The sequence below is a fragment of the Sphingomonas gellani genome, from assembly GCF_900110035.1.
Lineage (GTDB): Bacteria > Pseudomonadota > Alphaproteobacteria > Sphingomonadales > Sphingomonadaceae > Sphingomonas > Sphingomonas gellani.
Genome location: NZ_FOCF01000006.1, coordinates 113,926 through 140,125, shown reverse-complemented (window position 1 = coordinate 140,125; position 26,200 = coordinate 113,926). Strand labels below are relative to the sequence as shown.

Below are 26,200 nucleotides of genomic sequence, written 5' to 3'. Positions count from 1 at the left end.
GTGTGGCTTCAACGACTTAGTGGCGCCCGGCGCGGACGGTATCCGGGGTTGTACGGACGGGGCGGTTCGCGGTGCCCTTGCCGCGTGCGGGTCATCTGCTAGCAACGGCCCCGTTTCGGAGAGGAGAATGGGTCGATGGGCAGCACAACACCGGGTGTCTCGGTGAAAGCGGGCGGCACGTCTGGCGGTAGGCAGGCCGGCGGGGGGCAGGCCGGCGCCGCGTTCGCCATCGTCACCACCCTGTTCTTCGCCTGGGGCTTCATCACCTCTCTGGTCGACCCGCTGGTCGCGGCGGTGAAGGGCATCTTCACGCTCAGCAACCTTCAGGCGCAGGCCAGCGCATCGGCGTTCTTCCTCGCCTATTTCGTGATGTCGCTGCCCGCCGCCGGACTGGTGTCGCGGCTGCGTCCGACCACGGCGGTGCTGCTGGCGCTCGGCACCATGGTCGCGGGCTGCCTCATCATGCTGGGCGCGGCGAACATCGCCAATTACTGGCTGGTGCTGATCGGCCTGTTCGTGCTGGCGAGCGGTATCACCGTGTTGCAGGTCGCGGCCAATCCGCTTGCGGCCGCGCTGGGCGCCCCGTCGCGCAGCCATTTCCGGCTGGTGCTCAGCCAGACGTTCAACTCCGTCGGCACATTTCTCGGCCCGCTGCTCGGCGCGCACCTGTTCCTGAAGGGCGTGGAGGTGAAGGGCGGGGGCGCACTGGATGCGGCCGTGCGGGCGCAGGCGCTGGCCGGTATCGACCAGGCCTATCTGTGGCTCAGCGCGCTGCTCGCCTGCCTGGCGCTGTTCTTCTGGCTGGGCCGCGGCGTGGTGGCGCGTGCGGCGCCGCCGGTGGCGTCGGGCGGCGGGTTGATGACCGCCTTTTCCTCGCGCTGGGCGCTGCTCGGCGCGGGCGCGATCTTTCTCTATGTCGGCGCGGAGGTGGCGATCGGCACGCAGATGGCGCTGTTCCTCAACAGCGACAGCATCTGGGGCCGGTCCGACGCGCCGTTCAGCGTGCCGGGCCTGTCCGCACTGATGGGCAGCGACGGCGTGACCGGCGTGTCGTTGCAGGAAGCGGGCAAGGCGGTGGCGTTGTACTGGGGCGGCGCGATGATCGGTCGTGCGGTCGGATCGTCGCTGCTGACCCGTTTCGCCGCGCACCGCCTGATGGCGCTGTTCACCGCGATCGCGGGAGCGATGTGCCTGTACGTGGTGCTGGTCGGCGGCGTCGGCGCGGGCTTCGTCGCGCTGGCGATCGGGTTGTTCAACTCGATCATGTTCCCGGTGATCTTCACCCTGACGCTGGAGCGGTCCACTGCCAGTGCGGAGGCGACGTCCGGCCTGCTGTGCACCGCCATCGTCGGCGGCGCGCTGATCCCGTTGCTGGTCGGCGCGCTGGCGGACGGCGCGGGGTACAGCGCCGCGCTGATCCTGCCGGCGATCTGCTACGCCGTGCTGTGCGGGTTCGCGCTGGCGGCGGGACGCGCGGCGGTGGTGCACCGGCAGGGCGAGGTCGCGTCCATCCACTAAGGGCCGGGTCGGGGGCGTGGCTCGTGCGCGCGCCTCCGACACCCCGGCAGAGGTGTCCCGCGCGGGGACAGTCGCGGGTTAACCCCCTTTGCGCCTAGTCGAAATCGTAAACAAAGCGTTAACTCGTCGACATGAAACGACGACTCGTGCTGACCAACGAGGGTGCGGGGCACCCCTTCCGGCGGACCCTGCCGCCGCCCGCGGCGGTGCGCGCAGTGCCGCGCGACGATGAGGACTGGAAGCTGTTCACGCTCAGCTTCTTCGCCTTCTTCATCTGCTTCTACACGTTCCTGCTTTAGGCGCGGCCGGGCCGTCGCATCGCGCGCCCGTCGCCCCAATCAGTGGCCGGCCTGATCAGTCGCAGGCCAAATGCAGCTTCTGTGCGATCCAGGCGCTGACCAGGCACATGCCGGCCACCACGAACAACATGTTCTCCGGCGTCACACCCGCCTGCGACACCAGCAGCACCGCCACCGCGCCCAGCGTCATCGCGCCCGAGTTGACGACGTTGTTGGCCGCCACGGTGCGCGCGGTCTGGTCCTTGTCCACGGTGGTGGTCAGGAACGCGTAGAGCGGAACCACGAACATCCCGCCGGTGATCGCGATGGCGAGCAGCGCGCCGACGATCGGCCAGGCCACCGGCTGTGCGATGAAGTCGCTCCACCCGTACAGGATACCCGCCGGCGCCGGCGTCCATTCGCGCACCAGCACGCCGAACAGCACGACAAAGGCGCCCATCGCCACCACCGACACGGGCGAGTAGCGTGCGGAGATCCGCCCCTTCAACAGGGTGTTCACCACCACCGATCCGATCGCGACGCCGACGGAGAAGATCGCGATGGCGCCGCTCGCCACCCGTTCGTCGGCGGTCAGCACGTTCTTCACCAGCGGCGGGAAGATGATGATCAGCACCGACCCGATCGTCCAGAAAAAGCTGATCGCACAGATCGCGAGGAACAGGCGCGGGATGTGCAGGGTCGCGTGGATCAGCCGCCACGACGCGGTGAAGGGGTTGTAGTTGATCCTGAGCGGCGGTCCCTCCCGCGGGGCGGGCGGCACCTGGCGGCCGGTCCACCAGCCGAGCAGCGCGACACCCAGGACGGTCGCGGCGGCGCCCTCCACGCTGATCCATCCGGCGACCACCGTGCCGAGCAGGATGGCTAGATACGTGCCCGCCTCCACCAGCCCGGTGCCGCCCAGCACGTCGCAGGGCGGCAGATGCTGGGGCAGGATCGCGTATTTGATCGGCCCGAAAAAGGTCGAATGGATGCCCAGCAGGAACACCGCTCCCAGCATCAGCCCGATGCCGAGCCCGGAATGACCCATGCGCGCGACGACCAGCCCCAGCGCGCCGACGCCCATGATCGCGATCTCCGCCGTCTTCACCAGCCGGATGATGCGCGCCTTGTCATGGCTATCCGCCAATTGGCCGGCCAGCGCGGACAACAGGAAGAAGGGCAGGATGCCGATGCCCGTCGCCAGCGCGTTGAAGTTCGCCTCCACCCCGGCGTCGTTGAACACCGCATAGGTGGCGAACAGCACCATCGACGTCTTGAACAGGTTGTCGTTGAAGGCGCCCAGGAACTGCGTCACGAACAAGGGCAGGAAGCGCCGCTGCTTCAACAACCCCAATGCATTGATCATCTGTGGAAGCGGCCTCGATCGTTCCTGATGGCGACGGGCATAGCGGAGCGGCCCCGTCGCGCAAACCGGCAACTTGTTCGCGCAACCACATGACGATCGGTCGCAACCGTTTCGCCGGGCGGCAAAACCCGCTAAGCGGCGGCGCGATGCTGACGTTGCCCAACCTCCTCACCCTGTCGCGCATCGTGGCCGTGCCCCTGCTGGTCGGCCTGTTGTGGTGGCCGCACTGGGCGGCGGGCTATGCGCTCGCTTTCGCGCTGTATTGCCTGATGGGCATCACGGATTATTTCGACGGCTATCTCGCCCGCGCCAATGGCGCGGTGTCGCGTCTGGGCATCTTTCTGGACCCCATCGCCGACAAGATCATGGTCGCGGCGGTGATCCTGATGCTGGTCGGCACGGGCGACATCACCGGGCTGCACGTGATCGCCGCGCTCATCATCCTGTTGCGGGAGATCGCGGTGTCGGGCCTGCGCGAGTTCCTGGCGCAATTACAGGTGTCGGTCCCTGTGTCGCGGCTGGCCAAGTGGAAGACGACGCTGCAGCTGGTCGCGCTGGGCGGGTTGATCCTGGCGGGCGCACTGCCGCATTGGGACTGGGTCAAGTCGGTGGCGCTGGCCAGCCTGTGGGGTGCGGCGGCGCTGACGCTGGTGACGGGCTGGGACTATCTGCGCGTCGGCCTCAGGCACATGGACTGACCGGCATGAAGATGGTGTATTTCGCCTGGGTGCGCGAACGGGTGGGCACGGGCGCGGAGGAGGTGGCGCCGCCGGCGTCCGTCGTCACTGTGGCCGACCTGCTCGACTGGCTGGCGGCGCACGGCGGCGGTCATGCCGATGCCTTTGGCGAGCGGGAGCGGTTGCGCGCGGCGGTGGACGGCGCGTTCGTACCGCTCGACTCGCCGCTGTCGGGCGCGGCGGAGGTGGCGATCTTTCCCCCGGTGACGGGCGGATGATCCGGGTCCTCGTTCAAACCGAGCCGTTCGACCTGTCTGCCGAAATGATGCGGCTGGAGGCGGAAGGAACCGGCGGCATCGCCACCTTTACCGGACTGGTCCGCGCGGACGATGGCGTCGACGTGCTGGAACTGGAACATTATCCCGGCGTCACCGAGCGCGCGCTGACCGATCTGGCGCAGGAGGCGACCGCGCGCTGGTCGCTGACGGCGGTCAGCATCGTCCACCGCGTCGGCCCGATGCGGCCGGGCGAGCGGATCGTGTTCGTCGGTACGGCGGCGGCGCACCGCGCGGCGGCGCTGGAGGCGTGTGCCTATCTGATCGACCGGCTGAAGACCGACGCGCCGTTCTGGAAGCGGGAGAGTCGTGGCGGACAGGCGCGCTGGGTGGAACAGCGCACGGGCGACGTGGACGCGGCCGCGCGCTGGCGCTGACCGGTCCACACCTCATGCGTCAGCGCAGCGCGGCCAGCGTGTCGGCCAGCAGGCGGAAGTCGGACTCACGCGGCGACGCGCGGCGCCAGGCCAGTGCGATGCGCCGCTTCGCCTTGTCGGCATCGATCGGTCGCGCCGTCACGCGCGTGTGGTCAAGGATGCCGGCGTCCACCGCCATCTGCGGCAGCATGGTGACGCCCAGGCCGTTGTCGACCATCTGCACGATGGTGTGAAGCGACGTGCCCAGCATGGTCGCCTCCGCCCGCATTTCCGGCCGGGCACAGGCGGCCAGGGCATGATCCTTCAGGCAATGCCCGTCCTCGAGCAGGAGCAGCCGCGCCTCATCGATCGTTTCCGCCGAGACGGTGGGCGTTTCCGGCACTTCCCCCGCCGGGTAGGCGACGAACAGCCGGTCGTCGAACAGCTCCTGCACCGCAACCTCGCCACAGGCATAGGGCAGTGCGAGCAGGACGCAGTCGGCGCGGCCGTTGTTCAGCGCCTCGCACGCCGCGGCGCTCGGCTCCTCGCGCAGGAAGAGTTGCAGGTCGGGATAGTCGGCGCGCAGGCGCGGCAGGATGCGCGGCAACATGAACGGGGCAATGGTGGGGATGACGCTCATCCGCATCACTCCCGACAGCGGCCGGCCGGCGGCACGGGCGAGATCGCCCAGCTCTTCCGCCTCGCGCAGCACGCGCCGCGCCTTGTCCGCGATCCGTTCCCCCAGCGGGGTGAAGCGGACGACGCGACGCGTGCGCTCGACCAGAACCACGCCGATCAGCGTTTCCAGCTCGCGCAGGCCGGCCGACAGGGTCGACTGCGTCACGAAGCACGCCTCCGCCGCGCGGCCGAAATGGCCATGGTCCTTCAGCGCCACCAGATATTGCAGCTGCTTCAACGTCGGGAGGTATGTCGCGGCCATGCGCCCTCCGTGGGGGCAGAGCGGCGCGCGTGCAACCTTTCCCCGAACCGCCTCCGTCTGGTAATCGCGCAACGGGCTGCCTAGATGCGCCCGGTTTGAAGGGGTTGCGGATGCCGAGCCGGTTGGGCGCTTATCTCGATTCGATCCGGGCGCGTGATCCGGCCCCGCATTCGCGCGCGGAGATCCTGCTGTATCCGGGCGTCTGGGCGCTGGGTCTGCACCGTGTCGCCCATGCGCTGTACCGGCGTCGGCTGTTCTTGCTGGCGCGGCTGGTCAACCACATCTCCCGCTGGGCGACGGCGATCGACATCCATCCCGGCGCGAAGATCGGCCGCAATTTCTTCATCGACCATGGCTTTACGGTGATCGGCGAGACGGCAGAGATCGGCGATGACGTCACCATCTACCAATGCGTGACGCTGGGCGGGACCAGCCCGGACAACGGCGTCGTGGGCAAGCGTCACCCGACGATCGCGGACGGGGCGATCATCGGATCGGGCGCGCAGGTGCTGGGACCGATCCTGGTCGGGCGGCGCGCGCGGATCGGCGCCAATGCCGTGGTTACGCGCGACGTGGCGGAAGGCGCGGTGATGGTCGGCATCCCGGCACGCCCGACGATGGTGGAGGGCGGCGCCGGCCCGGCACCCCGCTTCGTCCCCTATGGCACGCCGTGCAGCGAAGCGTTCGATCCGCAGACGCAGCGTCTGGAATCGATGCGCTGCGAGTTGGAGACGCTGCGCAAGCGGCTCGATGCCTTGATGGCGGAAGAAGAGTCGAAGCGCGCCTGATGGGGATCGTGACGCCTTTCCCGGCCGGCGCGCGCGCGCCGGCGCAGATCGGGTTCGATCGCGCCGAACTGACCCGGATCCTGGACCTGTACGGCCGCATGGTCGCGGCGGGGCACTGGCGCGACTATGCGATGGACCTGGGCCGCGACGCCGCGATCTTCGCCGCGTTCCGCCGCGCCGCGGAGCGTCCGGAATATCGGATCGAGAAGCGGCCTGTGCTTCGCAATCGCCAGGGCATGTGGGCGCTGATCGGGGAGCAGGGCGCGGTGTTGAAGCGCGGGCACGAACTGGGCCCGGTGCTGGCCCCGGTGGAGCGGCGCCTGATGAAGCTGGTCGAGGATTAGCGCCGTCGCGCGCCTGAGCACTTGCGCACGAAAAAGGGGCGCGTTCCGCGACGGGAACGCGCCCCTTTTCTGAACCGACCGGCGGAGATCATGCCCCGCCGGTCGATCGGGTCAGCGACGACGCGCGCGGGCGCGGGTGGTGCGCTTCGCACCGGCGTGGGCGTCGCTCGCCTGCATGCACTCGTCATACTGACCGGCCTTGCAGATCGGGTAGCTGGACTTTGGCGCCGGGGGCGGGAAGGCTTGGCTCGGCGTCATGGAGCCCGAGGTGTTGTTGGACGGCGCGTAACCGCCGGCCGGTGTGGTGCCGTCCGCCGGCGCCGGGGGCGTCGCCATGGACGGATTGCTCTGTCCACCGGTCGTCATGGTGGAATTCGTCGCGTCCTGCGTCGTCATCGTGCCCGACGAACCGCTCTGCATCGTGTCGCCGGTGGTGCCGGTGGTCGGCGCCGCCGTGGACTGGTCGGCCGGCGTGGTCGACGACTGATCGGCGGGCATGGTCTGACCCGTCGTCGCGCCGGTATCGGGCGTCGTCTGCGGGGTCGTCTGAGCGAAAGCGGGGACCGCAAGGAACGCGGCCGCGGCCATCAGGGTCATCTTCACGTCGATTCTCCTCAGGCAGTTTTGAATTGCGAGCGGGCAACGCGCGACCGCGATCTTGTTTCCGTTACTCTGCCGTATCGAGTGAATAGCCGGCGGACCGGACGGTGCGGATCAGGTCGGCCGTGCCGGGCAGGTTGATCGCCTTGCGCAGCCGCCGGATGTGCACGTCCACCGTGCGGCTTTCGATGTCGCTGTCGTGCCCCCAGACCGCGTCCAGCAATCGCTCTCGCGAGAATACCCAGCCGGGATGTTCGAGGAAGTGCCGCAACAGGCGGAACTCGGTGGGCCCCAGCGGCACGACCTGTCCCGCGCGGCGCACCTTGTGCCCGACCGTGTCCATCTCGATGTCCGCGAAGCTCAGTGTCTCTCCGGCCAGCGCCGGGCGGACGCGGCGCAGCACGGCGCCGACGCGCGCGACCAGTTCGCGCGGGGAAAACGGCTTGGTCACGTAATCGTCGGCGCCCGTTTCCAGCCCGCGGACGCGGTCCTCCTCCTCGCCGCGCGCGGTGAGCATGATGATCGGCACGTTCTGCGTTTCGGGCATGCGTCGAAGGCGGCGACACACCTCCAGCCCCGACAAACCCTCGATCATCCAGTCGAGCAGGACGATGTCGGGCGCCGCCTCCCGCGCGAGCAGCAGCGCCTCCTCCCCGTCCACGGTCTGGCGGACCTCGAAATCCTCGCGGCGGAAATGCCACGCGACCAGTTCGGCCAGTGCGGCGTCGTCCTCGACCAGCAGCATGCGCGCCTTCATTGCACTTCTCCTGCGCTGAGGCCGCGCGGCTCGGTATGGCGGCCGGCGGCGGCGTAATAGACCATCTCTGCGACGTTGGTGGCGTGGTCGCCGACCCGTTCCAGGTTCTTGGCGACGAACAGCAGGTGCGCGACTTGGCTGATCGTGCGCGGGTTCTCCACCATATACGTCACCAGCGTGCGGAAGATGGAGTCGTAGAAATCGTCCAGCGCGGTGTCGCGTTGGCGCACCTCCAGCGCGGCGGCGGGATCGCGCGCGGCGAACGCGTCCAGCGCGTCGTGCACCATCTCCTGCGCCATGCGCGCCATGGCGGGCAGGGTGGATATCGGCTCGATCCGGTGGTCGGAGATGATGGCCGGCACGCGGCGGGCGATGTTCTTGGCATAATCGCCGATGCGTTCCACCACGCCCGCGATCTTCAGCGCCGCGACGACTTCGCGCAGGTCGTCCGCCATCGGCGCACGCAGCGCGATCAGGCGCACGGCGGCACGCTCCACCTCCGCCTCCAGCATGTCGATCGCGCGATCGGCGGCGCTGACCTGCGCGGCCAGTTCCAGGTCGCCGCGCTGCAACGCCAGCATCGCCCGGCCGACCGCCTGTTCGGCCAGCCCGCCCATCTGCGCGACCAGCCCGCGCAGCTGGCCGATCTCCTGGTCGAAGGCGGACACGGTGTGTGTCGCGAGTGTGCGGGATTCAGCCATAACGCCCCGTGATGTAATCCTTGGTCCGCTCCGCGCGGGGATTGGTGAAGATGTCGGACGTGTCGCCATATTCGACGAGCCGGCCGAGATGGAAAAAGGCGGTCCGCTGCGACACGCGCGCGGCCTGCTGCATGTTGTGTGTGACGATGGCGATGGCGTAGCGCCCGCTGAGCGCGCCGATCAGTTCCTCGATGCGTGCGGTGGCGATCGGGTCCAGCGCGGAGCAGGGCTCGTCCATCAGGATCACCTCCGGCTCGATCGCCAGCGCGCGGGCGATGCACAGCCGTTGTTGCTGGCCGCCCGACAATGCGGTGCCACGGTCCGACAGCCGGTCCTTCACCTCGTCCCACAGGCCGGTGCGGCGCAGCGAGGTTTCGACCACCGCGTCCAGTTCCCCACGCCCGCGTGCCAGCCCGTGGATGCGCGGGCCATATGCGACGTTCTCGTAGATCGACTTGGGAAACGGGTTCGGCTTTTGGAACACCATGCCGACGCGTGCGCGCAGTTCCACCACGTCCATGTCGCGGCCATGGATGTCGCGGCCGTCCAGCCGGATGTCGCCCTCCACCCGCGCGCCGGGTACCGTGTCGGTCAGGCGGTTCAGCGTCCTGAGCAGCGTCGACTTGCCGCAACCCGACGGCCCGATCAGCGCGGTGACGTGATCGGTGTCGATGTCGATCGACACATCGTCCAGCGCGCGCACGTCGCCATAGAAGGCGCTGACATGGCGGGCCGCGATCTTCACCGTCATGCCCGTCGCTCCACTCGCGCGCGCCACACCACCGCCACGCCGTTCAGCAGCAGCAAGGCCGCGAGCAGCACGATGATCGCGGCGGAGGTCTTTTCCACGAAGCCGCGATCGACCTGATCCGACCACAGGAAGATCTGCACAGGCAGCGCGGTGGCGGGCCGGGTCAGGCTGCCCGGCGATCCGGCGATGAAGGCACGCATGCCGATCAGCAGCAGCGGTGCCGTCTCTCCCAGCGCGCGCGCGGTGCCGATGATCGCGCCGGTCAGCACGCCGGGCAGGGCCAGCGGCATGACGTGGTGGAACACGACCTGCAGCGGCGACGCGCCGATTCCCATCGCCGCCTCCCGCACCGAAGGCGCGACGCCGCGTATCGCACCCCGCGCGGCGATCACGATCATCGGCAGCGTCATCAGCGCCAGTGTCAGCCCACCGACCAGCGGTGCCGAGCGCGGCAGACCGAGCGCGCCCAGGAACAGGGCCAGCCCGAGCAGGCCGAAGATAATGGAGGGGATGGCGGCCAGATTGTTGATCGACACCTCTATCAGGTCGGTCCAGCGGTTGCGCGGCGCGAACTCCTCCAGATACACCGCCGCCGCGACGCCCGTGGGAACCGCCAGCAACAGCGTCACCGCCATCGTCAGCAACGACCCCTCCAGCGCGCCCGCGATGCCCGCGCGGGTCGGATCGGTGGCATCCGCACCGGTCAGGAATCCGGTGTTCAGCTCGCTGCCCAGATGGGGCCGCAGCCGGGCGATCATCGCATCGGCCGCGGGCGTGCCGCCATGCTTGTACGCCATGTCTATCGCGGTGGAGGCGGGCACGTGGATGACGAAGCGCCTGCGCGCCAGCGTCGGATCGGCACGCAGCGTATCGCGGACCGCCATCCACGCGCCGTCGGAAATGAGGCGTGCGCCACCCGGACCGTACGCGCGCACCGCCGCCGCATCGACGAAGCCGGCCATTGCGGGACCCGATGGCCCCGGACCGCGCGACGCCGTCGCCATGTCGATCGGCAGCGCGATGGTGGTGCGGACGAAGCCGCCGACACCCTGCACCGCGATGGTCACGAGCAGGTAGATCAGGCAGGCCAGCGCCACGATCACCGCGCCCTGGCAGGTGCGGCGGAACCGGCGCTCCGCGGCCCGGCGCCGTGCGAGCCGCCGGCCCAGCGGTGCCGAGATGGCGTGGGGACGGAGATCAGCCACCGCGCACCCGGTGCCGTCGGACCAGCGCCAGCGCGGCGATGTTGAGCGCCAGCGTGACCACGAACAGCGTCAACCCCAGCGCGAACGCGGCCAGCGTCTTGGGGCTGTCGAACGTCGCCTCTCCGGTCAGCAGGTCGATGATCTGGCGGGTCACGGTGGTCGCGCTGGCAAAGGGATTAACGCTGAGCGTGGCGACGGCGGATGCGACCATCACCACGATCATGGTCTCCCCCACCGCGCGGCTGATCGCCAGCAGCACGCCGCCCGCGACGCCGGGCAGCGCAGCGGGCAACAGCACCTGGCGCACGGTTTCCGACGTGGTCGCCCCCAGCGCCAGGCTGGCCTCCCCCAGTTCCACCGGCACTGCGATCAGGCTGTCGTCGGCGATGGAGGACACGAACGGCAGGATCATCACCCCCATGACCAGCCCCGCCGCCATCGCGCTTTCCGACGAGGCGTCGGCCATGCCCAGCGCCATGCCCAGCCGCCGCACCGCCGGCGCCACGGTCAGCGCGCCGAAATAGCCATAGACCACGGTGGGAACACCGGCGAGCACCTCCAGCGCCGGCTTCAACAGGCGGCGGGTGGACCCGGCGGCATATTGCGACAGGTAGATGGCGCTGAGCAGCCCCAGCGGCACCGCCACCGCCATCGCGATCACCGCGCCGATGAAGAAGGTGCCCCAGAACAGCGGCAGCGCGCCCAGCACGTCGCCCGGCGCGTCGTCCACGATCGACTGCGGGCTCCAATGCGTGCCGAACAGGAACCGCTGCGCCGGCACGGTCGCGAAGAATCGTCCCGACTCCCACACCAGGCTGAACAGGATGCCAGCGGTGGTCAGGATCGCGACCAGCGACGCGGCGAACAACAGCGCCGTCACCAACCGCTCCACCCGCGTCCGCGCAGGCGTGCCGGCACGGACCCGGGCCAGCGCGGCCGCTCCGGCGCCGATCGCCAGCGCCAGCACCGCCACCGTCGCGATCCAGTGCGACCGCCGCGTCGCCGCCGCATAGGCCGGCGCCAGACGGCGGGAGAGCGGCTCCACCGACTCGGCGCCGTGCCCGGTGGCCAGCGCGCGTGCCTGGCTCAACAACGTGGCGCGCGCGAAACCGGGTGGCGGCAGGTCGGCCGCCGCCGGCGTGCGCAGCACCGCATCGGTGACCAGCGCCGGGGCGGCAATCTGCCAGACGACGAGCAGGGCCAGCGCAGGCAGGACCGCCCACAGCGCCACCGTCCAGCCATGTTGCGCGGGCAGCGACCCGAAGCGCACCGCGCGGCGGAACTGCACCGCACGCGCCCGCGCCAGTTGCCAGAAGATCGAAGCTAGTCCGATCAACAGCACCAAGAGCGTGATGCCCGCCATCAGGACAGCTCCGCCGGGTTGAGCAGCGTTTCCCCTCGCAGCGCCGCCACCCCGCGCGCCTGCACCGCGGCCGGCGCCGGGATCAGCCCGTGTCGTGCGAGCGGACCGCCCTTGCCCCAGCTTCGCGCGTAGAGGTCCAGAAAGGCGTGCAGCCCGGGCACCGCGTCCAGATGCGCCTTCTTCACGTACAGGAACAGGGGCCGGGCACCGGGATAGCGGCCGGTGGCGATGCTCGGCCGATCCGGCGCGATACCGTTGATCGGCACGCCCGCCAGTGAGTCTGCATTCTCGGCCAGATAGGAGAATCCGAACACGCCCAGCGCGGCCGGGTTGGCGGACAATTTCTGCACGATGGCATTGTCGCTTTCGCCCGCATCGACATAGGCGCCGTCCTCGCGGATGCGTAGGCACGCCGGCGTCGCCCGCCTCTCCGCCGCGCGACAGCCGGGCAGCAGGATCAACTGGCCGAAAGCGTCGCGGGTGCCGCTGGTCGCGGGCGGTCCGTAGACGGTGATCGGGCTGTCGGGCAGGGCGGGATCCACGTCCGACCAGCGTCGGGCCGTGTTGGGCCGCCCACCCGGCGCGGCGGCAAGGGCGCGGTAGATCTGGGCCGGGGTCAGGGCGATGGCCGGGCCGGCACGGGAGCGGCCGATGGCGATGCCGTCCAGCCCCAGTTGCACCTCCACCAACGCGCCCGCACCGTTACGGGCGCAGGCGCGGTATTCGTCCGCCCGCATCCGGCGTGATGCATCGGCGATGTCGGGGAACGCGGAGCCGATGCCTGCGCAGAACAGCCGCAGGCCCGCGCCCGTGCCGGTTTCCTCGATCACGGGGGCGGCGGCGTGGGGGTGCGTCGCCACGTACAGCTCGGCGACCGTGGTGGTGAAGGGATAGACGGTGGACGAACCGACCGCCGCGATGCTGTCGCGCCCGCCCATGCCGCCCAGTGCCTGATCGTGGCACGCGGTCACCGACGCGACGAGCGCGCCCAGCGGGAACAAGGTCTGAAGGAGGCGGCGCGCCATGTCGTCGCCCCGTTGTGACATCGCCGTTACCGCTTCATGACAGCGCGGCCGGCGGCGCGACGGGCAGGGTGACGGTGACGGTGGTGCCTTCACCCACCCGGCTGGCAATGCGCAGCCGGCCGCGATGCCGCTCCACGATGTGCTTGCAGATGGCCAGACCCAGCCCCGTCCCGCCCACCGAACGGCTGCGCCCGGCATCGACGCGGTAGAACCGCTCGGTCAGGCGCGGCAGGTGCTCGGCCGCGATCCCCTCGCCCTGGTCGGCCACGGTCAGCCGCACGCCCGCCGCGCCGTCACGTGCCAGCGACACGTCGACCGGCGTGCCCGCGCGTCCGTATTTCAGCGCGTTGCCCATCAGGTTGTGGAGCAGTTGCGACAATTGCGGCCGGTCGCCGACGACGGGGGGCAGCAGCGGGTCGACGCTGGTGACCAAGTCGCTGCCACGACCGTCGCGCGTCCGGCGCAGTTCCGCCGCGACTTCGGTGACGAGAGGCGCCAGGTCGATCGTTCCACTGGGCGGCCGATGCTTGTCCGCCTCGATCCGCGACAGGCTGATGAGGTCGCCGACCAGCCGCTGCATGCGCGCCGCCTCGTCGCCCATGATCTTCAGGAACCGTCCGCGCGTGGGCGGGTCCTCCCCAGCCTCGTGCTGCAGGGTTTCGACAAAGCCCAGGATGGAGGCGAGGGGGGTGCGCAGTTCGTGGCTGGCATTGGCGACGAAATCGACGCGCATCCGCTCCGCGGCGTGCTGCGCTGTGCGGTCGCGCAGGTGCACGATGCGGCGCGCGTCGGCCGTCTCACCCATCCGCATTTCCCAACGCTGGTCGATGCCGCCCAGTCCGGCCAGCTCCACCGCCTCCCCCGCATTGCCGGCGGAGATCAGGTCGGCCGCCGCCGGATGGCGGATGGCCAACCGTGGGTCCTCGCCGACGATATGCTGGCCCAGCGCGTCGCGGGCGGCACGATTGGCGGCGGCGATGCGTCCGTCGCCGACGATCAGCACCGGCTCCGCGATGGCGTCGAGCACCTCCGGCAGCATGATGCTCGCTTGCGTGACGATCGGTACGGGCGCCTCCGCCGGCTCGATCGGACCCGCCGCCGCCAGCGCCGCCGCCGCCCCGCCGACCAGCACCACAGCCGCGACGTCCACGCTGCCGCCGACCAGGGGCACGGCCAGCGCGGTTAGGATCGCGACGACCAGTCCCCAGCGGGCGCGGGGTCCGAATCCGATCAACAGCGACGACATCAGCATGGCGGCCGCGATCCTAGCCGATCGGGCGCGCCTCGGCCATCCGCTGTGCCGATCGGGGCTTGTCGCCTCGGGTCAGCTGTCCGGGAACAGCCAGGCCTCCGCTTCTTCGACGGTCTTGAAGAAACCGGCGTCGCGGCCGGATGCGGCGCGCTGGATCTGCATGCGGCAGAGGCTGGTGTCGACCACGAACGCGATCTTGCGCGATCGGATGGTCGGCGTGTTGAGCAACCGGGCGAACCCGTCGACGCTGGTCTGGCTCTGGATGTTCATCGCGCAGATGTCGACCAGCGTGACATGCTCGTTGGGCGGGCAGGGCATGCCCAGGATCGCCCGACCGGCCGCTTGCGCGAAGCCGGCGATGTCGTCCGGCATGAAGAAGCCGGCCATCGTGATGTGAACGAGGCGCCGGTCCGGTTCGGTCTGGATGGTGAAGTGCGGCGGCAACATAACTCACTGACTACACTGATTTACTTTAGCATCGGTGAATCGCTTCGGCCGCCGGTACTTGGCGTCGCGGCGACGTGCGTCCCGCACCGGTACGCCCTGCCTGCCCCTGTCCGCTTGCCCCCGCTTCACGAATATGAAAGGGCATGGTGAGCAGGGGTGACAGCATGACCGATCCCGATCGACCCGACTATCCGATCGACGAAGCCGTTGAGGCTGCGGACGGGCAACCTGTGGCGCCCGTGTCCCAGACGCGCCGGCGCGTGCTGGCGCTGGGTGCGGCCGGGGCGGGTGCGGTGCTGTCGATCCGCCCGGCGTTGGCCCAGACCGCCGGGTCGGTGCTGACCTGTCAGATCCCGGTTCCCGACAGCGGTCGCGCGGGCAGCTTCATCGCGCCGGACGGCTCAACCGTTCCCGCCGGGACCAAGGGTGCTTTTGCCCCGCCCGGTCGTCCTTTCCAGGGTGAGGACGTGAAACGCGCGATGGCGGGCGGGCGCCTGCCCGGCACGACGTACGAGAGCAACCGCGCCTATGTGAACTATATCCGCCGGCTCCAGCGGGGGCAGGGCGGCTTCACCTGTTTCGCCTCGCTCCAGATGCCGCGCGGCTGAAGGGCCTCCATGCGGTTCCGCGCGGCGCCGGCGGATGCGCTGCTCCAGGCTTCTCTCGATCCTTTCACCGCCGTGTTCCACCGGCCCTCTGGCCAGACCCACCTGCTGGTGTCGCCCGCGCCGGAGATGCTGGCGGCCCTCGCGGATGGGCCGCTGTCGCTCAGCGATCTGCATGACGCGCTGGCCGCCGCGTTCCAGCTGGAGGATGCGGAGGGCCTTGCCGATCGCATGGCGGAACTGGTCGCAGCCGGGCTGGTGACGGCGGAGCCGGCGGCGTGAGGCACAGCGTGACGGTGCGGGTCGGCCCGGCGGCGTTCCGCGTCGGCGCGGACTGGCGCTCGCCGATCGAGCAGTTGCGCGACCTTTACCGTGATTATCCGGCGTTCGGCGGCGTGCCCGATTTCACGGTCAGCTTGTCTGCGGCCCGTCCCTGGCGACGCTGGATCAGGCCGTCGGTCGCGATCGGTGGCGATTTCACCTTGCCGGAGGCGGCGCCCCTGCCGCTCGCGCATGGGTTGCTGGCGGCGGAAATGGCGATGAATTTGCAGATGGCGCTGGGCTGGCGCCGACACCTGCTGCTCCACGCCGCGACCGTCGAGCGGGACGGACGCGCGCTGATCCTGTGCGGCGAGTCGGGTGCGGGCAAGTCGACGCTGGCGGCGATGCTGCACCGCACCGGATGGCGCTTGCTGGGCGACGAGTTCGCGCTGATCGACCCGGCCACGGGCGATGTTCATCCGTTTCCCCGCCCGATCAGCCTGAAGAACAGCAGCGTCGCGCTGTTGCGTGATCACGGGCGCTGGGGGTCGCTTTTGACCGGGACGCCGAAGGGGGACATCCGGCATCTGATCCCCGACCCGGCGTCGATCGCGGCGATGACGCGGCCGGCCGTGCCGGCGCTGTTGCTGTTTCCCCGCTTCGGCTTCGACGCGGCGGCGCGGGAGGTCGGCGGCAGTGAGGGCTTTGTTCGCCTGACCACCGCGTCCACCAATTACACCGGGCTGGGAGAGGCGGGGTTCCGGACGCTGACCCGGCTGGTGCACCATGTGCCGATGGCGGCGATCGATTATCCGGACACCGACGTCGCGCTGACGCTGATCGAGGAGCTGTGGCGTTGAGCGCGGCCGCCACGCTGGTGCGCGTGCTGCGCGATCCGGGCGCGGCGGCGACGCTCGACGTCGCTGGCTGGACCGGCCTGATCGCCTGCGCACGGGCCGAACAGCTGCTCGGTACGCTGGCCTGGCGGGTCGATGGGCTGGCGCTGCCCGCCGGGGTCGCGCCGATTCTGGCCGATGCCCGCGACGCGGCGGAGGCGGCGCGGCGAGGGGCGCTGTGGGAGGCGGAGATGGCGCGCCGGGCGCTGGTGCCGCTGGGCGTCCCGGCGATCCTGCTGAAAGGCACCGCCTTCGTCGCGGCGGGGCTGGCGGCCGGACAGGGGCGGGCGATCGGCGACCTCGACCTGCTGGTGCCGCGCGACGCTATGGCGGCGGTGGAGACGGCGCTGATCGACGCGGGGTGGGAATGGGTGAAGCCCGATCCCTATGACGATGCCTATTACCGCCGCTGGATGCACGAGCTGCCACCGATGATCCACCGGGAGCGCGACCGCATGATCGACGTGCATCACACCATCTTGCCGCTGACGGCGCGGCGCAGGCCGGATGCGGGTGCGCTGATCGCGGCCGCGCAGCCGCTCGGCAACGGCCTGTCTGTGCTGCACCCGGCCGACATGATCGTCCATGCCGCCGCGCATCTGCTGGCCGATGGCGATCTGGCCGGGGGGCTGCGCAACCTGTGGGATATCGACCGGCTGGTGCGGGAGTGGGACGATCCTGATGCGGCGGCGGTGCTGAGGCGTCACGCGGCCGCGCACAATCTGGCCGACACCGTGGCGCTGGCGCTGCGGCTGTCGCACCGCCTGTACGGCACGCCCGTCGATCCGGCGCTGGCCGGCGCGGCACGACCGTCGGACGGGTGGTTCGTGCGCCGCTTGCTGGCACGGGACGGTTGGGGCCGTCCTACGCGCCCCGCAACGCGGCTGGCCTTCTACGTCCGCTCCCACTGGCTGCGCATGCCGCCCGCGATGCTGGCGCGGCACCTGTGGATCAAGTGGCTGCGGAAGCCCCCCGGCGCCTGACCACCGCATAGGTCAGCAGCACGACCGACAGTGCGATCGTATCCACGATCCAGTCCTTGATGTCGCAATCGCGGTGCAGCGAGGGGATCGCCTGCAACACCTCGATCAGCGCGCCCAGGAACGACAGCCGCTCCCCGATCCGGAACAGCGGCTCGTGTGGAAAGGCCGGCGCGGCGAGCGCGGCCATGGTGGCGAAGGCGAGCATGTGGCCGAACTTGTCCCCGAACCGGTCGATCGGCAGGTGCGGCGGCTTCGGCAGCAGCGCCATCGTCACGGCAAAGACGACCGCAGCCGCCAGCAACAGGCGAAAGGCGGTGGTGCGCTGTTCCAGCGTCATGGCCGCGCTCCCAGCGTCCTCAAGGTGGGGATGAGATCGTCGTATCCGTCGATCACCGCGTCTGCGCCCAACGTCTCCACGGGCTGTTGCAGAAAGCCGAAGCTGCACGCCACGACCGGCAGGCCGGCGGCCTGGGCGGAACGGACGTCGTAGATCGAATCGCCCACGAACGCGGCCGTTCCGCCGCCGCACCGCTCCACCATCGCCAGCACCGGATCGGGCGCCGGCTTGCCGCGTCCCGGCCCCATCGTGTCGCCGCCGATGATCGTGTCGAAACGGGCAGACAGGTGCAAGGCATCCAGCAACGTGCGCGCCAGCCCCTCCAGCTTGTTGGTCACCACAGCCAGCCGGACGCCCATGCCCGCCAGCGTGTCGAGCGCGTCGAGGCAGCCGGGGAAGGGCCGTGTCTCCACCGCGATGTTCGCCTCGTAATAGTCGAGCAGGCGGCGTTGCAGCACGTCCAGCTCCTCCTCCGAACAACCGCCGGTCGCCGCCATGCCCTGTGCCAGCATGTGCCGCGATCCGCCGCCGATCATCGGTCGCACCTGATCCGTGGTCAGCGTCGGCCGGCCGGCGGAGGACAGCGCGTGATTGACCGCCGCCGCCAGATCGCCGCTGGTGTCCAGCAGCGTACCGTCCAGGTCGAAACCGACGATGGCAAAGGGAAAACGGTCGGGTGAAATCTGCGTCATGGTGGGCGCGCCTGCCAGTGTCGCTATGGCCTTCGCAACCTCTTTATGTCAGTCGACCGGAATGACGACGCGTCCGCTTGCCGCCATCATCCTTGCCGCCGGCAAGGGCACCCGCATGAAATCCGACCGGCACAAGGTGCTGCATCCGCTGGCCGGACGGCCGATGTTGCTCCACCTGCTCGCCTCCGTTGGGGAGCTGTCGCCGGAACGGACGGTGGTGGTGACCGGCGCTGGGCGCGAACAGGTGGAGGCGGCGGTGTCGCCGCACGGTGTGCTGACGGCGTTGCAAGCGGAGCAGCTGGGCACCGGCCATGCGGTGGCGCAGGCGCGGGAGGCTCTGGACGGTTTCTCCGGCGACGTGCTGGTGCTGTACGGCGACGTGCCGCTGGTCACGACGGACACGATGCGGCGGATGATCGAGCGGCTGCATGCCGATGACGCGCCCGCCACGGTCGTGCTCGGCTTCCGCCCCGCCGACCCCGGCGCCTATGGCCGGGTCATTGCGGATGCGTCGGGCCGGATCGACCGCATGGTTGAGTGGAAGGACGCGACGCCGGACGAGCGCGCGGAGACGCTGTGCAATTCGGGGCTGATGGCGGCGCGGGCGGAGGATTTGTTCGCGCTGTTGACCCGCGTGACCAACGACAATGCGGCCGGTGAATTCTACCTGCCCGACGTGGTGATGCTGGCGGCGAAGGACGGCCGCGCCTCCGCGGTGATCGAGACGGGCGCGGACGAGGTGACGGGCGTCAACAGCCGGGGCGAACTCGCCGCGCTGGAGGGTCAGTGGCAGCAGGTCCGCCGCGCCCGCGCCATGGCCGACGGGGCGACGCTGGTCGCGCCGGACACGGTGTGGTTCTCCCACGACACGGTCATCGGTCGCGACGTGACGATCGAGCCGAACGTGGTGTTCGGGCCGGGCGTGTCGGTGGCGGACGGCGCGACCATCCACGCCTTCAGCCATCTGGAGGGCGCACGGGTGGGCGAGGGGGTCTCGGTCGGACCCTATGCCCGGTTGCGGCCCGGTGCGGTGCTGGAACGCGGGTCGCGGGTCGGCAATTTCGTCGAGGTCAAGAACGCGACGCTGGGTGAACGGGCGAAGGCCAATCACCTGACCTATCTGGGCGATGCCAGCGTGGGGCCGGGCGCCAACATCGGCGCAGGCACGATCACCTGCAATTACGACGGCTTCTTCAAATATCGCACGCAGATCGGCGCGGGCGCATTTGTCGGATCGAACTCCGCACTGGTCGCACCGGTGACGATCGGCGCGGGCGCGATCGTCGGCGCGGGCGCGGTGGTGACGCAGGACGTGGAGGCGGACGCGCTGGCGCTGGTCCGCCCGCCACAGACCGCGCGAGCAGGCTGGGCGGCACGCTTCCGCGCGACCATGGCGGCGCGCAAGGCGGCGAAGTGAACCGTAATGCATTTGTCGTCGCGGCGATGATGCTGGCCCTGTCCGGTTGCGCGGCGGAGCGGGTGCTGACCGACGACATGGTGCCGGAACAGGCGGTGATGCGCGCCGCTCAGGCCGCGCCGCACGGCGTGCCGGGCAGTTTCCGGTTCCGCGTGCAGGCAACGGGTCGGCAGGACGGTCGCCTGTTCCTTAACAGCGAGGCGGACTATCGCGACCAGCGCAACCTGTCGGTGGCGGTCCTGCCGGCGGCGCAGGTCGGGCTGGAAAGCCGCTTCGGCACGCCGCTGGACACGGTGCTGAAGGGCCGCGACATCCGCGTCGATGGAGAGGCGATGCGGGTGCGCATCGACTTCACTGCCGACGGCGCGCCGACCGGCAAATATTACTACCAGACGCATGTGGTCGTGCGGCATGCCGACCAGATCACCCCAATCAACTGATCTTCACGGGACGAAAAATCATGTGCGGCATTGTTGGAATCCTGGGCAATGCGCCGGTCGCCGACCGGCTGCTCGCTGGTCTGAAGCGGTTGGAATATCGCGGTTACGATTCGGCCGGCATCTGCACCGCACACGACGGTGAGCTGGATCGCCGCCGCGCACCGGGCAAGCTGTCCAACCTGGCCGAACGTCTCGCCGCCGATCCGCTGCCGGGCATCGTCGGCATCGCGCACACCCGCTGGGCGACGCATGGCGGCCCGACCGAGGACAATGCCCATCCGCATATCGCCGGCGACGTGTCCGTGGTTCACAACGGCATCATCGAGAACTTCAAGCCGTTGCGCGACGAGCTGATCGCGGACGGCCGCACCTTTCTCAGTCAGACCGATTCGGAGGTGGTCGCTCACCTGATCGACCGGGAGGTGCAGCGTGGCGCCGCCCCGCGTGAGGCGGTGGCCGCGGTGCTGCCGCGCCTGCACGGCGCGTTCGCGCTGGGCGTGCTGTTCCGCAACGACCCCGACCTGCTGATCGGCGCGCGTATCGGTGCGCCGCTGACGGTCGGTTACGGCGAGGGGGAGAACTACCTCGGTTCCGACGCGCATGCGCTGGCACCGCTGACCCAGCGCATCGCCTATCTGGACGAGGGCGACTGGGCGGTCATCACCCGCGACGCGGTGGAGATCTACGACCGCGACAACAACCCGGTCGAGCGGCCGGTGGTGAATTCGGGCGTGTTCGGCCATGCCGCGGACAAGGGCAATCACCGCCATTTCATGCAGAAGGAAATCTACGAACAGCCGGTCGTGGTCGCCCAGACGCTGCGGTCTTACCTGCAACGGATGGAGGGCCATGTGACGCTGCCCATCCCGGACAACGACCTGTCGGACGTGCGCCGCGTCACCATCGTCGCGTGCGGGACCAGCTTCTACGCCGGCATGGTCGCACGCTACTGGTTCGAACAATTCGCGCGGGTGCCCGTCGACCTGGATGTCGCATCGGAGTTCCGGTACCGCGAGCCGGTGATGGAGGCGGGCGGCCTCGCGCTGTTCATCTCGCAATCGGGCGAGACCGCCGATACCCTCGCCGCGCTGCGCCATGCCCGGCGCGAGGGGCAGCGGATCGCGGTGGTGTGCAACGTGCCGACCAGCTCCATGGCACGGGAGGCGGACATCCTGCTGCCCACCCATGCGGGGCCGGAGATCGGCGTCGCCTCGACCAAGGCGTTCACCTGTCAGCTGGCGGTGCTTGCCGCGCTCGCCGCCAACCTTGCCCGCGCCAAGGGCAAGCTCAGCGATGCCGAGGAACGCGACATCGTTCGCCATCTGGCGGAGGCGCCCGCCGCGATCAACGGCGCGCTGGCCTATGACGAGACGATCGAGGCGATGGCGGGCAGCGTCGCGGGCGCGCGCGACGTGCTGTATCTCGGCCGCGGCACCGACTATCCGCTGGCCCTGGAAGGGGCGCTGAAGCTCAAGGAGATCAGCTACATCCATGCGGAAGGATACGCCGCCGGCGAGATGAAGCACGGGCCGATCGCGCTGATCGACGACCAGGTGCCGGTGATCGTCATCGCGCCGTCAGGGCCCTTGTTCGAGAAGACGGTCAGCAACATGCAGGAGGTGCGCGCGCGCGGCGGGCGCGTGATCCTGATCAGCGATTATGACGGCATCCAGGCGGCGGGCGAGGGTTGCGAGGCGACCATCACCATGCCCAAGGTCCACCCGCTGATCGCACCCATCGTCTACGCCGTGCCGGTCCAGCTGCTCGCCTATCACGTGGCGGTGGCGAAGGGGACCGACGTCGACCAGCCGCGCAACCTGGCGAAATCCGTCACGGTGGAGTGACCGGTCCGGGGGACGCCTGCCGTCGTCAGGTGTCCCCCGTTTCCTCGGCGGCGGGGTCTTACCGCCGGGTCAGGCGTCGCTGGGTGGCGTGATGTTCGGCCAGCGCGAGCAGGGCCTCCAGGTCCGCGCGGTCGATGTCGAAGCTGTCGTGCATCTCGCCCAGCGCGGCGTCGATGTCCGACCGTTCCAGTTGGGGCTCGTCTGTCGGGACTGAAACCGGCACCAGACGATGCGGATAGCTGTGCGTCGTCGCGCGGTGGAACGCGATGCCGATCAACACCAGCAGCAGGGAGTTGATGCCGACCGGCGCGAGCGCGAAGCCGAACCCGGCATCGTGTACAGCGCCGCCGCCGATCACCGCCGTCAGCGCGGCGGCCCCACCCGGCGGATGAAGGCACCGCAGCAGCGTCATCAGGAGGATGGCGGCGCCGACGGCGATTCCGGCCGCAAGCGCCAGGTTGGGGATTAGGCGATAGGCGATCACACCGACCAGCGTCGATGCGACATTGCCGCCCAGCACCGACCAGGGCTGTGCCAGCGGGCTGGCAGGCACCCCGAACACGAGCACCGCCGATGCCCCAAGCGGTGCAACGATCGCCGGCACGCCGCCGCCGGGCATGATCGCGGAGCAGATCGCCATGGTCGTCCCGATGCCGATCGCGGCACCCAGGCAGGCGATGGCACGGTCGGGCAGGGTGGCGCCCGCCAGCAGGGGTTTGAAGATCGGCATGATAGCGCTTCATCGCCGCTGATGCGTGAGCCGGCAAGGTGTCCGGACGGGATCACACCGAGTCTGTCGATCCACGCCCTCGGACCGACGCGTCGACGGTGCGATCAATAGGTGTTCTTGTGGACGATCACCCGCAAGGTGTTGACCAGGACCGACATATCCCGCCACGCGGACCAGTCGGCGGCATATTCCAGATCCGCCTGCAATCGGTTGGACAGGTCGTCCCGGTGATGGGTCGCACCCCGGAATCCGCGCACCTGTGCCAGGCCGGTGATCCCCGGCTTCAACGCGTGGCGCTGCCAATAGCGTTCGTCGACGTCCCAGAACAGATGCTCGCCGGCCAGCGAGCCCAGCGCATGGGGGCGCGGGCCCACCAGGCTCATCGACCCGCCGATCACGTTCAGGAATTGCGGCAATTCGTCGATGCTGGTGCGGCGGATGATCCGGCCGAAGCGGGTGATGCGATCGTCATCGCGCCGGGTGGAGACGGTTGCCGTCGGCGTCGCACATCTCGACGCGCATCGATCGGAAATTCAGGATCTCGAAGAATGCGTTGGCCCTACCGACGCGCCGCTGCCGGAAGAAGATCCGGCCGCGTGCTGCCCTGGGCCTTATCGCCGGCACGGCCGTTGCCGGCTGGGGCACCGTCGCGGCGGGGGCCTGGCTGCTCGCCAACCGAGCGCGCTGCGGAGGCGGCGTCGGGCCGGCGCATTGCAGAACCTGGCCGATACCGGCAGGCTGGCCGGATGATCCGCTTTCCGTCCTCCATCTACGATCCGACGCTCTCCGGCCGAGCCCTTCACCGACTGGACAACCGCTGATGACGGGCGGCAACAGCCCGCTGTCCGGACTGAAGGTGGTGGAACTCGCCCGCGTCCTGGCCGGCCCGTGGGTCGGGCAGTTGCTGGCCGACTTCGGCGCGGAGGTGGTGAAGATAGAAAGCGCGGCCGGCGACGAGACGCGCGGCTGGGGGCCGCCCTTTGTCGAAAATCCGGACGGCAGCCGCGACGCCGCCTATTTCCACAGCTGCAACCGGGGCAAGCGATCGATCGCGGCGGACTTCGCGACGGCGCAAGGGCAGGACACCGTGCGCGCGCTGGCGGCCGACGCCGACGTGCTGGTGGAAAATTTCAAGGTCGGCGGCCTGACCCGTTTCGGCCTGGACTATGCGGCGCTGTCGGCGGTCAATCCGCGGCTGGTCTATTGCTCCATCACCGGCTTCGGCCAGACGGGTCCTTACGCCCATCGGCCCGGATACGATTTCATCGTGCAGGGGATGAGCGGGATCATGAGCCTGACCGGCGAGCCCGATGGTGCCCCGCAAAAGATCGGCGTCGCCTTTGCCGACATCATGACCGGGTTGTACGCGGCCAACGCGATCCAGGCGGCGCTGCTGATGCGTGAGCGGACCGGGCGCGGGCAGCATCTCGACCTGTCGCTGTTCGACACCATGACCGGGGTGCTGGCCAATCAGGGCATGAACTGGCTGGCCGGCGGGGTGGACCCGGTGCGGCTGGGCAACGCCCATCCCAACATCGCGCCCTATGCCGTCTTTGCCGTGGCGGACGGGTGGATCATCCTGGCGGTCGGCAATGACGGCCAGTTCCGCCGGTTCTGCGATGCGGTGGGTCTGCACCTGGCCGACGATCCCGACTTCGCCGACAATCGCAGCCGGGTGGCGCATCGCGACAACCTGACCGTGCTGATCGAGCAAGCGTTCCGCGCGTTCACCCGCGACGCGCTGCTCGCCCGGCTGGAGGCGGCGAACGTACCGGCGGGACCGATCAACAGCGTCGCCCAGGCGCTGTCAGACCCGCAGACGCTTCACCGCGGCATGGTGATCGATGTCGCGCGCGACGACGGCCTGCGCCTGAAGGGGCTGCGCACGCCGGTGCGCTTCTCCGACGCCGAACTCGTGTCAGGACGTGCTGCGCCCGGACGGCCCAAGCTGGAGGATTGAGCGCCACCGCCCGGGCACGGCGAGGGCGGTGCCATACGGTCCGGCGCCTGCCCCGCTTCAGAAACTCAGCCGCGTGCGGGCCAGGATGCGGTCGCCGCTGTTGCCGGCGTCGCCCATGGCCGCGATCGGCGGCTCTCCGACATCGCGGCCGCGGCGGACGTCGTTGCCGATATAATCGAGCCCCAGCGTCAGCGGCCCGCTGTTATGCTCGACGCCCAATCGCCAGTCGGTATAGGCGCCGCCGGGGCGCAGCCGGTCGGCGCGGCCGTCGCTCTGCCCGTCGTCGAAAATCCGGCTGCCGGAACTGTGGCCGATGCCTGCGGACACCGTGAAAGGCGTCGCCGGAATGCCAGCGTTCGCGCCCGCGAACAGGTACAGATTGTCGCCGCCGATCGCGCGTTGCCGCGGCGCATAGACGGCACCGCCCATCACCTGGACAGGCCCCAGCGTGTAGCTGGCATCGGCGCCCAACTCACCAAAATCCAGCCGGCCGCTCGCCCCCGCGAACAGATGCGCCGTTCCGCTGGCGCGCAGCCGAAAACCTCCCAAGTCCCAGCCATGGCCCAGCGTCAGGTCGGCCACCGCATCCGCACCCCCATGCCTGGCCGCGCCGCGCACCGTCACCAGTCGGGCGGTCGCATCCCAAGCGCCGACGTCCACCGCGACATCGGCCGCCACCGCCGCGCGACCGCCGCTCCAACTCAGGCCGCGCCGGTTCTCGTCGCTCGTCACCTCGACGCCCGCCGACGACAGGCGTTGTGCCTGCGCCGCGGCGGTCGCGGTCAGCAATATGGTCGTGGTGGCGATAATCCTGAACAGCGTCGTCATCCCGTGCGATCGTTCCCGTGCAGTCGGTCCAGTTCCGCCGTCAGCACCGGGCCATCCTCCTCGGCGGCGGCGAGCAGCGCGGCGCGGAGTTCGCCGGATCGTGCCGCCACCTCTACGCGGATCGCCTCCCGGTGCGTGTCGCACCAGCCGGCTCGTTGGCCGCTCAACACCGTGTCGCGATCGATCGAGCGCGACAGGGTGGCGCCGGACGCGTGTCGCGCCTGCCGGGCGACGTTCAGTCCGGCGGTCCAGCGGCATCCCAGCGTCGCCGGCCGCCCCGGTGCACCGACCGTGCCGACCTGTTCGTGCGTAACGGTGACATCGGCACGATATGTGCTGTGCACCGGGCCGGCCGCATGCGGCAGCGTGGTGTTGTGGTCCGGCATCGCAAGCGGCGCAGCCGCGCTCGCCGCCATCAGGATGCCGTGAAGCAGGATGAGCATGTCCGTTCCTTTCGCCACACCCGCTCCATCGACCATGCGATGCCGGGCCCGCCGGCTCGCC

The 26,200-nt window shown here is 69.7% G+C and carries 31 protein-coding genes and 1 pseudogene; 15 read left to right on the top strand and 17 right to left on the bottom strand.

Annotated elements, in window-relative coordinates; genetic code table 11:
• The first annotated feature begins 135 nt into the window (after positions 1-135).
• Together BMX37_RS12800 and BMX37_RS18850 are read left to right on the top strand one after the other, a co-directional pair.
• A complete protein-coding gene (locus tag BMX37_RS12800) occupies positions 136-1,518 on the top strand; it encodes an MFS transporter (protein ID WP_244501568.1) in 1,383 nt (460 codons plus the stop codon).
• A 131-nt stretch (positions 1,519-1,649) separates the two neighbouring features.
• The gene (locus BMX37_RS18850) at positions 1,650-1,817 is read left to right on the top strand and encodes a hypothetical protein (RefSeq protein ID WP_170841967.1); all 168 of its coding nucleotides are present in this window, start codon (positions 1,650-1,652) and stop codon (positions 1,815-1,817) included.
• Positions 1,818-1,872: 55 nt separating this feature from the next.
• Here BMX37_RS18850 and BMX37_RS12795 read toward each other — a convergent pair whose 3' ends face one another.
• A complete protein-coding gene (locus tag BMX37_RS12795) occupies positions 1,873-3,162 on the bottom strand; it encodes an MFS transporter (protein ID WP_093666128.1) in 1,290 nt (429 codons plus the stop codon).
• A 146-nt stretch (positions 3,163-3,308) separates the two neighbouring features.
• On the opposite strand from BMX37_RS12795, the gene pgsA reads away from it, so the two are divergent.
• From pgsA to BMX37_RS12780, 3 genes are read left to right on the top strand one after another with little or no spacing between them, the layout of a single operon-like run.
• Positions 3,309-3,860 carry a CDP-diacylglycerol--glycerol-3-phosphate 3-phosphatidyltransferase gene (pgsA, locus tag BMX37_RS12790; protein WP_093666260.1) on the top strand — a complete coding sequence of 184 codons (552 nt, stop codon included), beginning with the start codon at positions 3,309-3,311 and terminating at the stop codon, positions 3,858-3,860.
• Between the two features lie 5 nt (positions 3,861-3,865).
• Complete coding sequence (moaD, locus tag BMX37_RS12785; protein WP_093666127.1) at positions 3,866-4,117, top strand: molybdopterin converting factor subunit 1; 252 nt, start codon at positions 3,866-3,868, stop codon at positions 4,115-4,117.
• The gene (locus tag BMX37_RS12780; protein ID WP_093666126.1) at positions 4,114-4,551 is read left to right on the top strand and encodes a molybdenum cofactor biosynthesis protein MoaE; all 438 of its coding nucleotides are present in this window, start codon (positions 4,114-4,116) and stop codon (positions 4,549-4,551) included. The genes moaD and BMX37_RS12780 overlap by 4 nt, the downstream gene beginning before the upstream one ends.
• Positions 4,552-4,570: 19 nt before the next feature.
• Here the strand turns inward: BMX37_RS12780 and BMX37_RS12775 are convergent, their stop codons facing one another.
• On the bottom strand, positions 4,571-5,470 hold the full coding sequence (locus BMX37_RS12775; protein ID WP_093666125.1) for a hydrogen peroxide-inducible genes activator: 900 nt from the start codon (positions 5,468-5,470) through the stop codon (positions 4,571-4,573).
• 110 nt (positions 5,471-5,580) lie between these two features.
• Here BMX37_RS12775 and epsC point away from each other — a divergent pair, with 110 nt between their 5' ends.
• A complete protein-coding gene (gene epsC, locus BMX37_RS12770; RefSeq protein ID WP_093666124.1) occupies positions 5,581-6,258 on the top strand; it encodes a serine O-acetyltransferase EpsC in 678 nt (225 codons plus the stop codon).
• Positions 6,258-6,602: a DUF2794 domain-containing protein gene (locus BMX37_RS12765; protein ID WP_093666123.1), complete on the top strand. Its 345-nt coding sequence runs from the start codon at positions 6,258-6,260 to the stop codon at positions 6,600-6,602. Before epsC ends, BMX37_RS12765 begins: the two co-directional genes overlap by 1 nt.
• Before the next feature lie 111 nt (positions 6,603-6,713).
• Here BMX37_RS12765 and BMX37_RS12760 read toward each other — a convergent pair whose 3' ends face one another.
• The 9 genes from BMX37_RS12760 to BMX37_RS12720 all read right to left on the bottom strand — a co-directional run bounded on the left by BMX37_RS12760 (position 6,714) and on the right by BMX37_RS12720 (position 14,703).
• Complete coding sequence (locus BMX37_RS12760) at positions 6,714-7,199, bottom strand: hypothetical protein (protein ID WP_244501582.1); 486 nt, start codon at positions 7,197-7,199, stop codon at positions 6,714-6,716.
• 70 nt (positions 7,200-7,269) lie between these two features.
• Positions 7,270-7,959 (bottom strand): phosphate regulon transcriptional regulator PhoB, encoded by a 690-nt coding sequence (gene phoB / locus BMX37_RS12755; protein ID WP_093666121.1) that lies wholly within the window; start codon positions 7,957-7,959, stop codon positions 7,270-7,272.
• Positions 7,956-8,660, bottom strand: coding sequence for a phosphate signaling complex protein PhoU (gene phoU / locus BMX37_RS12750; RefSeq protein WP_093666120.1), 705 nt, complete (start codon positions 8,658-8,660; stop codon positions 7,956-7,958). Before phoU ends, phoB begins: the two co-directional genes overlap by 4 nt.
• Positions 8,653-9,411 (bottom strand): phosphate ABC transporter ATP-binding protein PstB, encoded by a 759-nt coding sequence (pstB, locus tag BMX37_RS12745; protein ID WP_093666258.1) that lies wholly within the window; start codon positions 9,409-9,411, stop codon positions 8,653-8,655. The genes phoU and pstB overlap by 8 nt, the downstream gene beginning before the upstream one ends.
• Positions 9,408-10,616 carry a phosphate ABC transporter permease PstA gene (gene pstA, locus BMX37_RS12740; protein ID WP_244501567.1) on the bottom strand — a complete coding sequence of 403 codons (1,209 nt, stop codon included), beginning with the start codon at positions 10,614-10,616 and terminating at the stop codon, positions 9,408-9,410. The genes pstB and pstA overlap by 4 nt, the downstream gene beginning before the upstream one ends.
• Positions 10,609-11,979 carry a phosphate ABC transporter permease subunit PstC gene (gene pstC, locus BMX37_RS12735; protein WP_093666119.1) on the bottom strand — a complete coding sequence of 457 codons (1,371 nt, stop codon included), beginning with the start codon at positions 11,977-11,979 and terminating at the stop codon, positions 10,609-10,611. The genes pstA and pstC overlap by 8 nt, the downstream gene beginning before the upstream one ends.
• On the bottom strand, positions 11,979-13,004 hold the full coding sequence (locus BMX37_RS12730) for a substrate-binding domain-containing protein (RefSeq protein WP_093666118.1): 1,026 nt from the start codon (positions 13,002-13,004) through the stop codon (positions 11,979-11,981). The genes pstC and BMX37_RS12730 overlap by 1 nt, the downstream gene beginning before the upstream one ends.
• Positions 13,005-13,038: 34 nt before the next feature.
• Positions 13,039-14,256: a sensor histidine kinase gene (locus BMX37_RS12725; RefSeq protein WP_244501566.1), complete on the bottom strand. Its 1,218-nt coding sequence runs from the start codon at positions 14,254-14,256 to the stop codon at positions 13,039-13,041.
• A 72-nt stretch (positions 14,257-14,328) separates the two neighbouring features.
• The gene (locus BMX37_RS12720) at positions 14,329-14,703 is read right to left on the bottom strand and encodes a hypothetical protein (protein WP_093666117.1); all 375 of its coding nucleotides are present in this window, start codon (positions 14,701-14,703) and stop codon (positions 14,329-14,331) included.
• 164 nt (positions 14,704-14,867) lie between these two features.
• Here BMX37_RS12720 and BMX37_RS12715 point away from each other — a divergent pair, with 164 nt between their 5' ends.
• Genes BMX37_RS12715 through BMX37_RS12700 form a run of 4 tightly spaced genes read left to right on the top strand, consistent with a single transcriptional unit; the run spans position 14,868 to position 17,448 of the window.
• Positions 14,868-15,311, top strand: coding sequence for a hypothetical protein (locus tag BMX37_RS12715; protein WP_093666256.1), 444 nt, complete (start codon positions 14,868-14,870; stop codon positions 15,309-15,311).
• 9 nt (positions 15,312-15,320) lie between these two features.
• The gene (locus BMX37_RS12710) at positions 15,321-15,590 is read left to right on the top strand and encodes an HPr-rel-A system PqqD family peptide chaperone (protein WP_093666116.1); all 270 of its coding nucleotides are present in this window, start codon (positions 15,321-15,323) and stop codon (positions 15,588-15,590) included.
• The gene (locus tag BMX37_RS12705) at positions 15,587-16,429 is read left to right on the top strand and encodes an HprK-related kinase A (protein ID WP_093666115.1); all 843 of its coding nucleotides are present in this window, start codon (positions 15,587-15,589) and stop codon (positions 16,427-16,429) included. Before BMX37_RS12710 ends, BMX37_RS12705 begins: the two co-directional genes overlap by 4 nt.
• Entirely contained in the window at positions 16,426-17,448 is a 1,023-nt protein-coding gene (locus BMX37_RS12700) for a nucleotidyltransferase domain-containing protein (RefSeq protein WP_093666255.1), read from the top strand. The genes BMX37_RS12705 and BMX37_RS12700 overlap by 4 nt, the downstream gene beginning before the upstream one ends.
• Here BMX37_RS12700 and BMX37_RS12695 read toward each other — a convergent pair.
• Together BMX37_RS12695 and BMX37_RS12690 are read right to left on the bottom strand one after the other, a co-directional pair.
• On the bottom strand, positions 17,417-17,785 hold the full coding sequence (locus BMX37_RS12695; protein WP_093666114.1) for a hypothetical protein: 369 nt from the start codon (positions 17,783-17,785) through the stop codon (positions 17,417-17,419). The two genes, BMX37_RS12700 and BMX37_RS12695, sit on opposite strands and share 32 nt — an antisense overlap.
• The gene (locus BMX37_RS12690; protein WP_093666113.1) at positions 17,782-18,477 is read right to left on the bottom strand and encodes an HAD-IA family hydrolase; all 696 of its coding nucleotides are present in this window, start codon (positions 18,475-18,477) and stop codon (positions 17,782-17,784) included. Before BMX37_RS12690 ends, BMX37_RS12695 begins: the two co-directional genes overlap by 4 nt.
• A 61-nt stretch (positions 18,478-18,538) precedes the next feature.
• On the opposite strand from BMX37_RS12690, the gene glmU reads away from it, so the two are divergent.
• From glmU to glmS, 3 genes are read left to right on the top strand one after another with little or no spacing between them, the layout of a single operon-like run.
• Complete coding sequence (glmU, locus tag BMX37_RS12685) at positions 18,539-19,894, top strand: bifunctional UDP-N-acetylglucosamine diphosphorylase/glucosamine-1-phosphate N-acetyltransferase GlmU (protein WP_093666112.1); 1,356 nt, start codon at positions 18,539-18,541, stop codon at positions 19,892-19,894.
• Positions 19,891-20,334, top strand: a complete 444-nt coding sequence (locus BMX37_RS12680) for a hypothetical protein (protein WP_244501565.1) — start codon at positions 19,891-19,893, stop codon at positions 20,332-20,334. Before glmU ends, BMX37_RS12680 begins: the two co-directional genes overlap by 4 nt.
• 20 nt (positions 20,335-20,354) lie before the next feature.
• Positions 20,355-22,178: a glutamine--fructose-6-phosphate transaminase (isomerizing) gene (glmS, locus tag BMX37_RS12675; protein ID WP_093666111.1), complete on the top strand. Its 1,824-nt coding sequence runs from the start codon at positions 20,355-20,357 to the stop codon at positions 22,176-22,178.
• Positions 22,179-22,236: 58 nt separating this feature from the next.
• Here glmS and BMX37_RS12670 read toward each other — a convergent pair whose 3' ends face one another.
• Complete coding sequence (locus tag BMX37_RS12670; protein ID WP_093666110.1) at positions 22,237-22,908, bottom strand: HPP family protein; 672 nt, start codon at positions 22,906-22,908, stop codon at positions 22,237-22,239.
• 104 nt (positions 22,909-23,012) lie between these two features.
• Positions 23,013-23,505, bottom strand: a pseudogene (locus tag BMX37_RS12665) (sugar transferase); the annotation flags it as partial.
• 223 nt (positions 23,506-23,728) lie between these two features.
• Here BMX37_RS12665 and BMX37_RS12660 point away from each other — a divergent pair.
• Positions 23,729-24,868: a CaiB/BaiF CoA transferase family protein gene (locus tag BMX37_RS12660; RefSeq protein ID WP_093666109.1), complete on the top strand. Its 1,140-nt coding sequence runs from the start codon at positions 23,729-23,731 to the stop codon at positions 24,866-24,868.
• Between the two features lie 57 nt (positions 24,869-24,925).
• Here BMX37_RS12660 and BMX37_RS12655 read toward each other — a convergent pair whose 3' ends face one another.
• A complete protein-coding gene (locus BMX37_RS12655) occupies positions 24,926-25,696 on the bottom strand; it encodes a TorF family putative porin (RefSeq protein WP_093666108.1) in 771 nt (256 codons plus the stop codon).
• The gene (locus BMX37_RS12650; protein WP_139198086.1) at positions 25,693-26,139 is read right to left on the bottom strand and encodes a hypothetical protein; all 447 of its coding nucleotides are present in this window, start codon (positions 26,137-26,139) and stop codon (positions 25,693-25,695) included. Before BMX37_RS12650 ends, BMX37_RS12655 begins: the two co-directional genes overlap by 4 nt.
• Between the last annotated feature and the right edge of the window lie 61 nt (positions 26,140-26,200).